Raw genomic sequence first — 15,520 nt, 5'->3', positions numbered from 1 at the left:
AAATAGAAGGGTAAATCTGCTAACAGAAGAAAGTGAATTTTATTAAGCTCAGGTTGGAAGGATAATTTGAGTGAAAGTGTACGGAGCTTCAGGAAAATAGAGACGCGATTGGATTGTGTAATCAGAAACCGTAAAACTTTCGAATTATGGGGTTTAATACAAAAGGTTTTAAGTAGAGAGCTTAAGGCAATACGATTTACTAAATAATAAGGATAATAACGGTGCTTATGTACAACCCTTATTATCCTTATTTACTTACGCTTAGATTACATGGCTTTTGTGATTTTTTCAGCCACGTCTTTTGAAACCCACTTTTGCCATACCTCAGGATATGTCTCCAAGAAGTATTGCATCGCTTCCTCTGAATCCGCTTGGTTGTCTTCCATCCATGCCAATAATTGGCTCATGACTTTGTTGGTGAATCCACGATTTGCAAAGTATTGATAGGCATCTGGCGCTCTTATCGCAAAGCTTTCTGTGGTTATTGTATGGACAGGGGATGGTGGGTACATGGTTACCTTAGGCGAATCACATTCAGCCTGAGTCGTACAATTTACGTATTCCTCTACATCGACACCACTTCCAAAATCGACTTTCACCATGTCATATTTACCTAAAACCGGTGTAGGCGACCAGTAATAACCGAACCACGGCTTTTTACGCTCGTAAGCTTTGGCAATAGTACCCGACAAGGCCGCACCTGATCCCGGATCGATAATTTCAAACTGATGGTCTTCTAGCCTTAAGGCATTGAATAGATGTTCGGCGGTTATCTGACACGTCCACCCAGCAGGGCAGCTATAGAAGGCATGCTTTTCATCACTCTCTGGGTGCTCAAATAAACCAGCATGTTTTATGATGCCCTCAATAGTTTTCATCTCCGGGTACTGTTCTACCAAATAAGCAGGAACCCAAAATCCTTCCTCACCGCCGTCGGACAATGACTTACCTGCATAGCGAAGTCGTTTATCTTTGACGCCTTGGTCAAGTGCGTCTTTAATACTATTTGTCCATAATTCTGGCGCAACATCGGGTTTACCTTTTTCTATCATTGATGTCCCTGTGGGCAAGCTATCTCCTGGTATCAGTTCTGCTTCACAATTGAAGCCAGTGTTAAGGATGAATTGGTCGATATGTGCCATAAGACTGGCAGAGTTCCAATTCATGTCAGCGATGGTGACAGTTCCACATTCTGATGCATTCGCTTGAAACGATAATGCCGCTGCTAATAGAGCGGCAGTGGTAGAAGGCTTCATTTATATAATTCCTTTCTAACGGATTTAAAAATTGAATATAGACGAAATACAAATATTCTGTATTTCGATTAGTAGGCTTAACGCGTTGATAGTAAAGTTTTAATCGTTTACCTTTTTAGTGTAGAACCTTCACAGAGATTATCAAAGCGAGGGGTTGATATTGACCATGAAATGACCGAAAAATAGACCCAAAGGGGTAGGTATTGGTTATTATTATGCATTGACCATCACTTCTGAGGTAGTATTTCTTGATGAGGGTCTACGCGATGAAAAAGGACGTGAAGTGCAGTACGTAAAAATAAAAGAAGCCATTGTTGAGCAGATTGATTCAGGGATGTTAACGCCTAGGCAGAAACTTCCAGCAGAAAGAAAGTTTGCAGAACTGTTCAACACGACTCGGGTAACACTTCGCGAAGCGTTGTCATTGCTAGAGGCCGAAGGAAAGATATATCGCGAGGACAGGAGAGGGTGGTTTATCTCACCGGAACCGCTTCTTTATGATCCCATGCGGAAGCTAAGCTTCTATGAGATGGCGACATTGCAGCAGCGAACTCCCTCAACGGAAGTATTGTCAGCAACCAGCATGCTGGCAACGAAGCAAGCTTGTTTATTGCTCGAGTTGCCGCCATTTACTGATGTGTATTGCTTAGAACGTGTCCGCTATTTGGAAGGGCGCCCCATTGCCTACACAAAAAAAGTGATAAAATCAGAGTTTTTCCCACAGCTTTTGTCGTGCGATTTCTTACCATCTCTAACAGAGATATATAACAAGAAGTACGGTGTGGTTTATCAAAAGACACGATACAAAATTAGCTCAACATCTCTTACCGGCTATGTGGCTCAGATGCTCAGAGCAACGTCTGGTACGCCAGCCATGTTCGTTGAACGTATTAACTATGACACCTTAGGTCGACTTGTCGATTGTGACATAGAGTATTGGCGACATGATGCAATCTGTATTGAGTCTATCGCCGAGCTTGTATAACACGCTCGCTCGATTCTTGATCATGCAGAACGAGGAAGCCACGCGACTGCGTGGCCTTGATATTACATCTTGTCTTTTTCTTTATTGTGGTTTTCTTTGTAGTATTCCCACTGCTCATATTTTTCTTCTTCAGAGAGGACGCAGTACATCACACGTTGGTCGTTCTCATTGAAAGCCTGAAGCTCACCATTTTGTTGTACACAATAGACTGAAGCGGGGTTTGAGATAGATTCATAGCTCTCGACATCGTATTCATCTGGCTCACTTGAACCCGCGCAACCAGCCAATATTGCCATTGCACCCAACCCAACCAGCCAATTTAATTTATTCATTCACTTTCTCCAACAGACTTTAGACTATTAATTTAGTATTAATTTTCCTGTAAGTGTAGGTTAATTTTACTAAAAACGGTCTGGATAAAGTAAAAATTCGAAAATTTGTGGGTGTGAATAAGTTTATGGCGGTGCAGAGCGATATAAAAAGGATAATTGAGTATGTTAACATGCGCTATTATCACATAAATCCAGATTTAACAGACACTTCTATGAGACACATTCAAACGCAAATTCACCCTGATATTGATCACTTAGACAATAAAACGATTTTTAAACGTGCAGCGGCTAGAGCGATTGTGCTTGATGGCGAAAATATCCTCATGCTTTATACTGAGCGTTACCACGACTATACAATACCTGGTGGTGGTTTAGACGAGGGTGAAGATGTCATCTCTGGTATGGTTCGCGAGTTGCAAGAAGAGACGGGTGCCCAGAACATTCATAAAATTAAGCCGTATGGTATTTATGAAGAGTTTCGCCCTTGGTATAAAGACGACGCTGATATAATGCATCAGATATCGTACTGCTACACCTGTAAAATTGATCGTGAGTTAGGTGAAACGGCCTTAGAAGCACATGAAGTGAATAATGGCATGGTGCCTATCTGGATTAACATCCACGAGGCCATTGCACACAACGAAGAAACCATAGCCAAAAACCCCAAGAAGGGCATGAGCATTGAGCGCGAGACGTATTTGCTTCATTTAATTGCTAAGGAAATGCTGTAAGGATAAACAGGTAAAAATACGCTCAAATGCGCCTTTTTACGCTGTTTTACATTCTCTGCCGCCACTTTGTCGCCACTTTTTTAGAGTCTAATTTGATTAAGTGGGTTGTAGATAACGGCATCTTCAAGGTGATTCGGCGCGAAGTGAGCGTAGCGCATGGTCATGCTAATTTCGGTATGACCGAGGATGGTTTTTTGCTGTTGTCTTTTAGGTTTCTGACGGAGACAAGTGTAGCTCAAAAGTGCTGTATAAATGAACAGTAAAATGTTTTAAGATGTTTAATAATGTTTGATATTGGTTTTGCGATACAAGCTGTGTTTTATTAGAGTGGCTAGATCATGATGCTATGCAAAAACAACCCTCTTATTTGCAATAAACATGTCAAATGAAAACAATTAGGTTTATCTTGCCTGTTAAAATTAATATCAACACAATCAGTTGCATAGGTAGTTTTATTTGTAATTTGCAAGACCAATCAAATAATTGACAGGACGTCTCGACTTGTCAGAAATAGACAATAAAACACTGCCTAATATAACCCTGTTTTTCAATAAATTAAGTGTCATTTTGGATGTTGAGTATATTTAGTAATTCGAGATGTCCTACTATATAAATGTTAGTTTTAGGGGTAAATGATGAGCAACATAAAATTTTTTATCAGTATAATTATAATGTTAGCTATATTAGTTGCATGCTCATCAAACTCGTCAGAATACGTGAAGAAAATATCATCGGATAATAAGCCACAACATCATACGAATAAGGGGTATCAGAACCACCCATTTGTGGAAACTGCGGCACCTAAAGGGATCTTTTTCTATATGCGAAGAGCATGGGGTTCGTTGTTTGTTCCTGATGTTCCTGATGGACATGAATTAACGGAGTTAGAGTCCCTTCAACTTTTAAACTCAATTTCCAGCGATCGTGTTACTTGGTTAGGGCATGCAAGCTTTTTGATTACAACCTCCGGAGTGACAATTCTGACCGATCCCTTTTTGTCAAAACGCGCCAGCCCTGTTTCATGGGCAGGCCCAAGAAGAATTGTTAATTTACCCATACCTATAAATAAATTACCTCCTATTGATATCGTGATTATTTCACATAATCATTATGACCACTTAGATGATAAAACGGTTAGGAAATTAAAAAACAAAAATGAGATTAATGTGGTTGTTCCTTTAGGGCTCAAGTCCTTTTTTACCGAGCGAGGGTATAGCAAGGTAACAGAATTAGATTGGGGGCAGTCAGTATCTGTAGAAGGAATTAACATTACAGCGGAACCTAATGTTCATGATTCAGCACGAAGCACCTCAGATCATAATGAGACGCTATGGGCTTCTTGGGTTATTGAAAGTTTCCAAAAACGTATTCTTTTTATTGGCGATACAGGCTACTCAAAAACTATATTTAATAATATTGGTGATAAATATGACTCCTTTGACTTTGCTATTTTACCTATTGGAGCATATGAACCAAAGGAGTTATTGTGGATGTCTCATGTCACTCCCGAAGAAGCGGTCTCCATAGGAATGGATGTTCGCGCAAAAACACTTATTTCTTCTCACTGGGGTACTATTAGCAGCTTATCGGATGAGCCAATGTTTGAACCTCCGGGACGCTTTAAGAAGGCTGGACGCGATAGTGGGTTTTCCGATGAAGATCTTTGGATAATGAAAGTCGGTGAAACTAAGGCTATCGAACCAACGCAAAACTAAAAAGCTATTAAAGCAGGACAAAAAACAGTTGGTTCTTGCTCCTTCGCTGCATATTTTAACCAACTATTTTTAGGCTCTTAATGAGGCGTTAATCTCAATTCATCATACTTTATGTGATGCGAGCCATCAATTTATGTGATGGATGTAAAGTGCTTGTCTCTTTAGTTTGATATCTTTAGTTTGCCTGATGAAAACTATCACCATGAGTTTGTCCGGTTGCAGTATAAACGCGCCGACTGGAAGGTCGTGATCGAAGCGGACCCTGCAAGGGAAGATCCCGACGAAGACGAGGTTCTATACTTTCGGAATATTCAATATGAGTATTCCGAAAGTAGGTTTGTTTTAAGCCAAATTAAGGGGCACTTGATAAACTAAGTACCCTAAGGCAATTAAGCTAGGCTTTTATTTACCTACTTCCTCAATTTCGTCAACAATTAGGCTTGATACTAGGTCAACATCTTTTGGTTCATCTTCCTCATCCCAATTGCCTGCCATAATTTCAAAGTTGACTGCGGCATCTTCAAAATATGCGTATTTTGTCTGATAAGGTCTTCTTGATGATGTTGCAAGAATCGTATCGTCTTTCTTAAGATTTATAGAGTGGCTAATCGATGGTTTGCCTAAACCACCTGTAATCGTAAATGTACGTTTAAAAACAATAGTAACGTCTATTTTTGCGTCGGCGGTATCTGGTGAAGTAGCTTTAATTCCTTTTTCTTGTAAATGATTTTTAAGTGAATTTACAAATTCCTGAGTGAGTTCAGTTTGTGTCGCGTATGGGCTTTCCCCTTCATATGTAGCCGAACCAACTTCTGTGAGGTTGACCCCAATCTCCCCAGCGCATATTTTTATTTCTGAGCTATTAATGTAACTGTTGAGGGTTGTGTTATTAAGAGATCTTCATTCCAAATAGTACTGATTACTAAGGAAATGCCGTAAGGATAAACAGGATTAAATGCGTCTAAAAACGTGTTTAATCCCGAATTACACTCCGATGACTGTTTTTTACCATCACACTTTTGATTGGTATATCGCTAGTATAAGCTCCGTAGTCACGCGTGCAGACTCAGCATTTACCAACGGTTGTTCACCTGTTTTAACCGCATGTTCAAAATCAATGAGTATGGATTTGTGGCAACGGGTGTCAGCCACTGTTGCGCTGGTGGCACCATCGTGTTGGTAGTCGTACAGGGGGTCTGTGGGGTTGAGTAAGTCATCGATATGCCAGTCGGTAATGATGTCATCGGTTAATGTAAAACTGCCTTTTTCAGTATGCACTTGTATCTGAGCGGAGAAGCCGGGTTTAGTGGCTGTTGAGGCAATGACAGTCCCAATCATGCCATTGTCGTGCCGAAACAAAGCCGCGCCGTGATCCTCTGCGTCCATCTTGTGTGCAAACGTATCTAGCATACTGACCACTTGCTTGGGCATACCAAAAAACCACGTGTATAAATCTAGGTTATGGCAAGCTTGCTGCATAAATACACCGCCACCGTCTATCTCGTACCCGCCACGGTATTGCGAACTGTCATAATAAGATTGTGCTCGATAGAATTTCGCTGTGACATCGGCGGAATAAACCCGACCAAATGCACCTCTTTCCATTAACCTTTTTACGGCCGCGTTATCGGGTGCAGTGCGTCGTTGATAAGAGACAGCGAGCGTAACCCCTGCGGTTTTACAAGCCTCAATGCAACGATCAATCGCTTCTAAAGAGATATCCAATGGTTTCTCAGTAACGATATGTTTGCCTAACTTTGCTGCGGTTAAAATACTTTGGTGGTGCAAACCGTTCGGAGTCGTGACAATTACGGCATCAAATGGAACATCAACATGGTCTAAATGCTTCCAAACAGGGCATTCGTTAATTGCATTTATTCCGCTGCGAGAAATAAAGCCGACGACGTGTCCCTTTAATTCAGTAACAACGTTAAGCCATGTTTGGCTAATGTTACCGGAACCTACAATTATATATTTCATACCGACCTTCTTTCTTTATTAAAGTTACTATTTAGAATACGTCAAATTTATTGAAATCCATAAATAGGAATGAGACGCAACTATTCGTGCTTTTAAAGTTTAAGACTACACCTAAAAACCAGACTAAATATCTACTATTTTAGGTCGTGATCCAATACACAATGACAACAACTAAAGGTTAATATACGGACTAAATCGATACGTTACCTTGTCTTAGGTCTAACGTTATAAATGTATGTATCCTGAAACTGAAATAGTCGAATGAATAGTGTTCAGTTTCGTGTATTTATATTCATCCGAAAGAATAGCGAATAGTTACGAGAAAAGACGATTGAAATGAAGATGGGTATGGTGAGGTATGAAACCATGCTTAAAAAGCTCATATGAACCAAAGCATGCTCGCCAGCACACTGGAATAAGCGGAAAGCCAGTCATTGCTTGGTGTTCATGTATCAACAAAATTGACATTAATTTGGCATTGAAGAGGCTAATTGCATTTATAGTCATGAAGTCTACTTGAATGAAGGAATAATAATGAAATTAAAAATGAAGAGATTGTTAATTGCTTTATCTGCGGTTACTCTTGGGTTATTTACATTGGTTTTTAGCTTGTTAGTGGCAATACCAATTACAATAGCCGCACTGATTATGGGCAGGAAACGACTAAAAGACCTAGGTAAAACGCGCTTTGATACAGGACAAGAGAATGTTATCGAAGGGGAGTATCAGGATGTTTCAGCTAAATAATGATTATATCTATCTGGTAAGTATCAAAGCCTTTCTCTTTTAGAGAAACTCAATCATCAGGAACAATAGTCATGTTCACATTCTGAACTTTCTTTCGCGTTCTCTCTGATAAAAAATCCACCCTAAATGGCTGAGCTTGTTCAATAGCAAGTTTACCGTAGTGCTCTAACTCTGGCTCTCCAGAACTTTCGATTAATTGAATATCCAAAACCTCACCAACGTCATTTAACGTTACATTAAACGTGACTAAGTGACCAAAGCATTCTTCGCAAAGATACAGCCGCCGTTTTACCGATGTACGGGCGAGTTCGCTCCATAGATTGAGTTCCGCTTTCTCTTGGTTTGAAAGTGGTATGTGTAGCACATCAGCAGAGAATGAGTGAAACGCAACCAAGATCAAAAACAGTATCGCCGTTCGCATGCATTACTCCTAACAACTTAACATGTTCCATCACCGGTAATTACCGCTTACTATTCACTAACCATAACTGAATGTTTGCAACTCGGATCAATCCAAAACACTCTTTATCTCAGTCACTACTTTTCCTACTACAGAGATATCGTCTTCGCCTACGTTTAATGTCGAATTATTGAATGCGATAGCGACTTTTTTTCCTGGTATTCGTTGGATCTGATTAAGGGAGAGTAAACCATCAATATTCACGAGATAAAGGCCACTTATTGCCTGATTTGCTTCCGTGTTGATAAGGAATACTTGATTGCGATCTTTGACGGCCAAGAGTTTTTCGTCGTTGAAATCAACAAGCAAATCTGAATCAATCAAAGTGGCATGTCGGTTGGCGAGTTGCCCATTTTTCAGATCAAAACTCTCTAGTATAGAAGGAGGCCGGCCTTGTGCCAGTGCGGACAATTCGCTCTCTATCATGTAATCTGTCGATTTTTCTGCGACTTGAAGTGCTTCTTTGTTGTCGTTCGAGATTTGATAGCCCAAAGATAGATCTTTCATCGGAATACCCAGCGTCAAATGAATTTTTATCAAAAGCTCAAATGACGTTCTTTTTTTCATGTTCCACGTACTAAATGTGGATGTTGGTACACCTGTTATTTTAGAAAGTTCTTGTAGGTTCTTACAACCAAGTATCGTTTTAAGGTTATTAGTGAAGTCATGGCCCTTTAAAAATGTATATTCTGGAATCTTTTTACTGTAGCCCATACTGTTTAACTTATTTTATTGGATAAAGATCTCAAATGGATGGTTAAGAGCTCAATTAAAATATGATTCTGATTGATTAATATCCATTTGAGATTTAATATCTCGTTAGTTCTTTGGTTGATATGGAGCGGCAACTCAATCAACCACATAAAAAGCGATAGGTAAAAATAATACCATCTTGTTTCTCTATCAAATAGTACTAGTTACTACTTTTGTAGTTTCTTGGGCACATGCCTAATTATTCCTAGAGAGAGTTGACGTGTATTACCAATATGGAGGGATATACTGACAATAAATTCGGTCACGTACATGGAGTAAAGTGGCAGCCAATGTTCTGAACCACGGAAGGAGCAACAAACACCTCTGAATTATGTACTGTAACGTTTAGTAGAGAAGGATTACCATTTCTTCTCTACTCTTTTTTGTCTGTGCCATGCAAATTCGGATGCAATAGAATGGATTATTCTCATTGGAGTACGGTCAAATTATTAGCCAAGATATTCAATCAGTTCTTCTTGTGGCAATGGTTTAGAATAGTAATAACCTTGAATGTAAACAAAGCCCAATCTATCGAGTATTTCCAGTTGATACTTTTCTTCTACACCTTCTACGATGGTTTTCATGTTCAATTGTGTTGCCAGTGACATCATGGAATCCAGTAACGGAATGATAGTGGAGTCGTCATAAAGGCTTTTAACGAACACACGATCAATTTTCACGTAATCAAAAGGGAATTGACGTATGAAATCTAGCCCCGAATACCCAGTACCGAAATCGTCTATGGCAAATTTGAAACCATAGGCAGACAGTCTGTTCAAATGGAGCTTGAGCGTGCCTAATTCGTCTTGAGAAAAATTATTATCTTCTGTTATCTCAAAGACTATTTTTTGAGCCAGGAAGGGTTGGCTTTCCACTAAGGCATCTATGAAGCTGACGAAAGACGGTTTAAGAATGACACTGCGACTTATGTTCACGCTGATATAAACCGTAGAGAAGAGGGATGGATTTTCAGATATAAATAGCGCTACCTTGTCTATTACCAACTTGGTGATGTCTTCAATGAGGTTTACTTTCTCTGCCAGTGGGATAAATATATCAGGAGCGATGTAACCTTGAGTAGGATCTTTCCAACGCAGCAGTGATTCACAACCGACTGTTTTACCTGACTTTTGATTAACAATGGGTTGGTAATGAAGTTCTAAAAAATCATTGGTAATCGCGTAACGCAGCGAGTTTTCTAAGCTGTTGTTGTTCAATCGTTTCTGGCGACTGAATAAGTAGCAAATAGTGGCCAAGCTTGCTAACACCAAGGTCACCCACAAATAACGCCAAAATTGCATGAAGTAGTACATTGGCGTGGTGCTGACTTCGAGTTCTAGTGGGTACCTATCTGATTGAGCAACATAGGATTTAATCCCATCTGCGAATACCTTCTTGCCTAACTCTCTTGAAATAACGCGCAGTTTATAATTGATATAGTCATCGGCCAATAACCGATCGATATCTTGAACTAGATAGCGTGGTGGAATAAGAACACTGAGACCCTGTCCGAATTCGTTTGTAAATATAAGAGCAATACTTCGTGTACGGCTCAGTTTCGTTTTAGTGTAACTGAGTGTTATGTTATTAGGGCTATTTTTTAGCCGATTTATTATGGTTTGATAGAGATGAAAAGAAGTTTCTCCGTTGTTGCTGGTACAAAATATTTTGCCATTTTGATCAAATACTCCAATCTCTTTCGCTCGTTCAGAATTAAATATACTTTTTCTTAAGTCAATGAGGATTTCATTACATGAGATCGCCATTTTTTCGGGTGTTAATAAGTAAGAGAACTGAGAAATAGATTGATCAAATTCACCTTCCATCGCACGTAACAATGTTTTGGTTTTTGTTTCAATAAGCTTGTTGGATACAGGAACCAAGAAAAGCAGGGAGACGATAATAGCAAGGACAAATATTTGTAAAATCTTGATACCAAATTTATCGTCATTATACATTAATTTATGAGGTGCATTGAATTTCAAAGCTCTAATTTTTGGCATCAATATGTATTATCTCGGCGCGAATGTATCGTTATGTTTTCACACTAATCGAAATAGAATGGTCGAGTCAACGCTATATAGAAACCTATGTTATAAAACAAAAAGTTACGCTTAATAATGAGATGCGCCATTATGCAAGTAAGTTCCATTGTGTTTCCATACAGTAGCTATCGACTTAATGCCAAATAGGCGCCCGCCAACATCATAATACTTCCAGCACCTCGATTGAGTCTTTTATGTGCAAGCGGCGTTTTTAATGCACTTGCCATGCGAGCCGCGCCGAATGCAATCAACATTAAACCTGCCATTAAGGCGACAGTCGCAAGAGAGGCGACAAGAACAATATCTTGCGATTGCAATACCGTTAGGTCGATGAAGGTTGGTAAGAATGCGATATAGAAAAGTATTACTTTAGGGTTTGATGCTGAAATCAAGAAACCTTGCGTAAAACTAGCGAACAAAGAACCTTTATGTGTGCCCACTTCCGAGTCGATGTTTTTTGTTACCTGTGGCAGTGTTTTAAACATTCTATAGCCAAGATAAATTAGGTAAGCGGCGCCGACATAGCGGATGGCCAAGAAAACTTCTGTCCAGTTTTCCGCTATGGTCGCTAGGCCAAAACAGGCAAGAACAAGGTAAACTAGATCGCTCATCGCCATACCGAAAGCGAGCATAGCGCAATTTTTAGCCCCATAGACAAGCGCTCTTGCAAGGATAGCGAACACACCAGGTCCCGGGGTAATGCCAAATATAAATATCGCGATAAAAAAGGTAATTGCGCTTTCTAATGACATCCTGTCTACCTATGCTTGTAAAGATTGATAGCAATAACATAAACGAGTTTTCATTTCGTGGCTAGTAAGTAATAAAACACGGGCCTCAATGGTTACTTTTTAATGATTACCGTTCGTGACTACCGTCATGAGAAGGGGTGTGCGATCGGCCAGGTTGTTGTGATAATGCGGGGCAAAATGATCAGAGAGCAGTATGAATAAGTCTCTAACACTTGTCAGCAGGGGGTCGGTACTTTTGTTATCTAAAAAAGGCTGCTCAATGAGCAGCCTTTAAGCGTTAAACCACGTCAATATTAGAACGAAGTACGTTTATAAGGACGATAATCTGGTGTCCAGAAGTTCTCCTTGATCTTCTGCATGATTCTTTCGTCGGTACGTTGCGACGCGACGCCTTGCTCCATTGCTTTTTTCGCAACCGCAAATGCGATTTTAATCGACACATCGCGGATTTCTTCCAATGGCGGTAAGAGTGCGCCTTTACCATTAATGGCCAGCGGTGAACATTCCGCTAACGCACGACTAGACTCCATTAACATCTCGTCGGTTACGCGGCGAGCTCTTGCTGCCAATACACCCAAACCGATACCTGGGAATATATAGCTATTATTGCACTGCGCAATTGGGTAGGTTTTGTCACCAATAACAACAGGATCAAATGGGCTACCCGTCGCTACGAGTGCCTCGCCATTTGTCCAACGTAAGATATCTTCGGGTAGAGCTTCAACACGACTTGTTGGATTAGACAGCGGGAACACAATAGGGCGTTTACAGTGTTTATGCATCTCTGTAATGATGTCTTCGCTAAACAAGCCTGGCGCACCGGATACACCGATAAGCACCGTTGGTTTCCCATTCTTCATTACTTCGAAGAGCGATACATCATTGCCTTCCGTATCCCATTCATTAAGAACCGCGCGTTTTTGGACCAGTTTTTTCTGGAAGTCTAAGAGGTTAGGCATGTCGTCGGTTAATATACCCCAACGGTCAACCATAAATACTTGTGAACGAGCTTGCTCGTCGCTCACCCCTTCGGATACCATTTGAGCGATAATCGCTTCGGCGATACCACACCCCGCAGAACCCGCGCCTAAAAACGCAATACGTTGTTCACTTATTTTAGATTTTGCCGCTTTGCATGCTGCCAATAGCGAACCAACAGATACCGCGGCGGTACCTTGAATATCATCATTAAAGCAACAGACTTCATCTTTGTAACGCTCAAGCAAAGGCATGGCATTTTTCTGAGCAAAATCTTCAAACTGTATTAATGCTTCTGGCCAACGACTTTTTACAGCTTGAATAAACTCGTCTACAAAGGCGTTATAATCTTGCTTGCTAACACGAGGATGTCGCCAACCCATATACATTGGGTCAGAAAGTCGTTGTGGATTATTCGTACCGACATCAAGCACAACAGGTAAACAATAAGCAGGGCTAATACCACCACACGCGGTATAAAGTGCAAGCTTACCAATGGGAATACCCATGCCGCCAATACCCTGATCACCTAACCCGAGAATACGTTCGCCATCGGTAACAACAATCACTTTAACTTTGTTACGAGAAGCGTTATTGAGCATATCTTCAATATGTTCCCGGTTTGGATAAGAGATAATCAATCCGCGAGCACGGCGATAAATATTAGAGAAATTTTCGCATGCAGCACCCACTGTTGGGGTGTAGATGATCGGCATCATCTCAGTGATGTGATTTTCAACCAAGCGGTAAAAAAGAGTTTCGTTTGTGTCTTGAATGTTGCGTAAATAGATATGTTTGTCCATATCTGATTCGAAGCTTTGATATTGTAGGTAGGCGCGCTCTACTTGCTCTTCAATCGACTCGATCGCCTCAGGAAGCAGACCATCTAGATTGAATAGTGCGCGTTCTTCTTTGTTAAACGCGTTCCCTTTGTTGAGTAAAGGTGCTTCTAGTAGGGCTCGACCTGCATAGGGAATATAGAGTGGGCGTTGGCTTTTGTTATTCATTTATAACTCTTATTGGCAGACTTTATTGATGGAAGTAACAATTGTTACAAAACGAACGCATTTTATTACATATGCGGATAAAAGGTAATCGATTATCTATGATTTAAATGGTCAAAACGCATTTATTACTTATTAATGGCAAAAACTGCATAGATTATAGTTCCACATCTTGTTGTTTGCTCGGGATGCGCTTTGAATACTCCATTCTAGAGGTGTCAGTCACATTGAGTCAGTTGGCTATACTTAAGCGACAGTTGTTGATGCCGACTGCTTTGATTGTAAAGTAGCCGCTAATATGCTTCAGTATAGACATATAATGATTCTCATTTACGGAAACGATGATTGTGAAATTAGAAAATACCTATCAACAGCTAGGCACGCCGTTTTATCAACAAATTGAGCCTATTCCGGTTATACACCCCGTACTTTTTTTGTGGAACACTCCGTTAGCTAAGCAGCTTACTTTGCCAGACTATGTGGAATCTAATGCGGCGCGGTTGTTTTCAGGCAATCAGTTATTAGAAGGTTCCGTCCCTATTGCATTAGCGTATGCCGGCCATCAGTTTGGTGGATTCAGTCCGCAGCTTGGTGATGGACGTGCACATCTATTGGGTGAAGTACTTATGGCGGACAATCGTCGACTGGATATACAGTTGAAGGGTTCCGGTCAGACGAAATATTCGCGTCGAGGGGATGGGCGATGCGCGATTAAACCCGCTATCCGAGAATATATAATGAGCGAGGCGATGTACGCATTAGGGGTTCCGACAACCCGTACACTGGCGGTTGTTATGACGGGCGAAGATCTTTATCGAGGGCTATCGGAGCCTGGTGCCGTTGTTACTCGTGTGGCGCAAAGTCACATCAGAGTTGGTACATTTCAATACTTCGCAGCTCAAGGCGAGACAGATTCTCTAGCAAAACTACTCGATTACGCCATTGAAAGACATTTTCCAGATATCAACCTAACGGACGAGCATCGCGCACTTGTTTTCTTAGATGCCGTTATCGACAAGCAGATAGAAACCATTGTGCATTGGATGCGAGTGGGTTTTATTCACGGAGTAATGAATACAGATAATGTGACTATTTCGGGGGAAACCATTGATTATGGTCCTTGTGCCATGTTGGGTATTTATCACCCAGAAACGGTGTTTAGCTCGATTGATACGAATGGTCGCTACTGTTTCGGTAATCAGCCATCAATTATGCAGTGGAATATGGCGCGACTTGCTGAGTGTTTGATTCCGCTAATCAGCGGTGAAAAAGACGATATTATTAAATCACTTGAAAGTCGAATACTCAATATTACGGATAGATACCAAGCGGCCTATTACCAGATGATGCACAATAAGCTGGGTTTGTTAGAGGTCTCTAACAATGAATTTATTGATGACCTTCTCACTCTATTGCTCGATAATAAATTGGATTACACTCAATCATTTATCGATCTGACTCAAGTGCTGAATCAGGATGATCTTTCCGTATCTTCGATTGATAGCGAATGGGTAGAAAAATGGTTGTCGAAAATAAAGCAAGGGGATAGAGTAGCCTCATTGGAGCTTATGAAACAAAGCAATCCGGTTGTTATTCCGCGTAATCATCATGTAGAACGAGTATTAGAAGAATGCAAAGCGAGTGGAAACAATCTATCTGCACTCAAATATTTGAATGTTTTGTTGTCTCCTTATCAAGAAATTACCGAAACCCATGATTATAATGACCTTCCGATAGATCGTGATGTTAGCTACCAAACCTTTTGCGGTACTTAGTGCCAGT

General features: G+C 40.6%; 13 protein-coding genes and 1 pseudogene. 5 read left to right on the top strand and 9 right to left on the bottom strand.

The features are described from left to right. Window positions 1–266: 266 nt before the first annotated feature. The gene (locus IUZ65_RS17210; RefSeq protein WP_195705272.1) at window positions 267–1,256 is read right to left on the bottom strand and encodes an ABC transporter substrate-binding protein; all 990 of its coding nucleotides are present in this window, start codon (window positions 1,254–1,256) and stop codon (window positions 267–269) included. Window positions 1,257–1,539: 283 nt separating this feature from the next. Here IUZ65_RS17210 and phnR point away from each other — a divergent pair, with 283 nt between their 5' ends. Beyond that, window positions 1,540–2,241 (top strand): phosphonate utilization transcriptional regulator PhnR, encoded by a 702-nt coding sequence (gene phnR, locus IUZ65_RS17205; protein WP_195705271.1) that lies wholly within the window; start codon window positions 1,540–1,542, stop codon window positions 2,239–2,241. A gap of 62 nt (window positions 2,242–2,303) precedes the next feature. Here the strand turns inward: phnR and IUZ65_RS17200 are convergent, their stop codons facing one another. Further along, window positions 2,304–2,573: a putative hemolysin gene (locus tag IUZ65_RS17200; RefSeq protein ID WP_195705270.1), complete on the bottom strand. Its 270-nt coding sequence runs from the start codon at window positions 2,571–2,573 to the stop codon at window positions 2,304–2,306. 212 nt (window positions 2,574–2,785) lie between these two features. Here IUZ65_RS17200 and IUZ65_RS17195 point away from each other — a divergent pair, with 212 nt between their 5' ends. Then, window positions 2,786–3,304 (top strand): NUDIX hydrolase, encoded by a 519-nt coding sequence (locus tag IUZ65_RS17195; RefSeq protein ID WP_195705269.1) that lies wholly within the window; start codon window positions 2,786–2,788, stop codon window positions 3,302–3,304. 80 nt (window positions 3,305–3,384) lie between these two features. Here the strand turns inward: IUZ65_RS17195 and IUZ65_RS17190 are convergent. Then, window positions 3,385–3,498, bottom strand: a pseudogene (locus tag IUZ65_RS17190) (site-specific integrase); the annotation flags it as partial. Window positions 3,499–3,936: 438 nt separating this feature from the next. Between IUZ65_RS17190 and IUZ65_RS17185 the strand changes: the two are divergent. Further along, complete coding sequence (locus IUZ65_RS17185; protein WP_195705268.1) at window positions 3,937–5,019, top strand: MBL fold metallo-hydrolase; 1,083 nt, start codon at window positions 3,937–3,939, stop codon at window positions 5,017–5,019. A gap of 1,011 nt (window positions 5,020–6,030) precedes the next feature. Here the strand turns inward: IUZ65_RS17185 and IUZ65_RS17180 are convergent. Next, a complete protein-coding gene (locus IUZ65_RS17180) occupies window positions 6,031–6,999 on the bottom strand; it encodes a Gfo/Idh/MocA family protein (RefSeq protein ID WP_195705267.1) in 969 nt (322 codons plus the stop codon). 546 nt (window positions 7,000–7,545) lie between these two features. Between IUZ65_RS17180 and IUZ65_RS17175 the strand changes: the two genes are divergently transcribed. Further along, window positions 7,546–7,746: a hypothetical protein gene (locus tag IUZ65_RS17175; protein WP_195705266.1), complete on the top strand. Its 201-nt coding sequence runs from the start codon at window positions 7,546–7,548 to the stop codon at window positions 7,744–7,746. A gap of 49 nt (window positions 7,747–7,795) precedes the next feature. On the opposite strand, the gene IUZ65_RS17170 is transcribed toward IUZ65_RS17175, so the two are convergent. The 5 genes from IUZ65_RS17170 to IUZ65_RS17150 form a co-directional block, all read right to left on the bottom strand. Continuing rightward, complete coding sequence (locus tag IUZ65_RS17170) at window positions 7,796–8,167, bottom strand: cell envelope integrity protein TolA (RefSeq protein WP_195705265.1); 372 nt, start codon at window positions 8,165–8,167, stop codon at window positions 7,796–7,798. Window positions 8,168–8,254: 87 nt separating this feature from the next. Further along, window positions 8,255–8,920, bottom strand: a complete 666-nt coding sequence (locus IUZ65_RS17165) for a helix-turn-helix domain-containing protein (protein ID WP_195705264.1) — start codon at window positions 8,918–8,920, stop codon at window positions 8,255–8,257. 488 nt (window positions 8,921–9,408) lie between these two features. Further along, a complete protein-coding gene (locus IUZ65_RS17160; protein ID WP_195705263.1) occupies window positions 9,409–10,962 on the bottom strand; it encodes an EAL domain-containing protein in 1,554 nt (517 codons plus the stop codon). A gap of 167 nt (window positions 10,963–11,129) precedes the next feature. Then, a complete protein-coding gene (locus IUZ65_RS17155) occupies window positions 11,130–11,756 on the bottom strand; it encodes a LysE family translocator (RefSeq protein WP_195705262.1) in 627 nt (208 codons plus the stop codon). A 293-nt stretch (window positions 11,757–12,049) separates the two neighbouring features. Continuing rightward, on the bottom strand, window positions 12,050–13,741 hold the full coding sequence (locus IUZ65_RS17150) for an NAD-dependent malic enzyme (RefSeq protein WP_195705261.1): 1,692 nt from the start codon (window positions 13,739–13,741) through the stop codon (window positions 12,050–12,052). Window positions 13,742–14,085: 344 nt separating this feature from the next. Between IUZ65_RS17150 and IUZ65_RS17145 the strand changes: the two genes are divergently transcribed. After that, window positions 14,086–15,513 (top strand): protein adenylyltransferase SelO, encoded by a 1,428-nt coding sequence (locus IUZ65_RS17145; RefSeq protein WP_195705260.1) that lies wholly within the window; start codon window positions 14,086–14,088, stop codon window positions 15,511–15,513. Window positions 15,514–15,520 lie beyond the last annotated feature (7 nt).

This window comes from Vibrio sp. VB16 (genome assembly GCF_015594925.2).
GTDB lineage: Bacteria > Pseudomonadota > Gammaproteobacteria > Enterobacterales > Vibrionaceae > Vibrio.
Note: the sequence above shows the minus strand (reverse complement) of the source record. Positions and strands in the feature narration are given on the sequence as shown.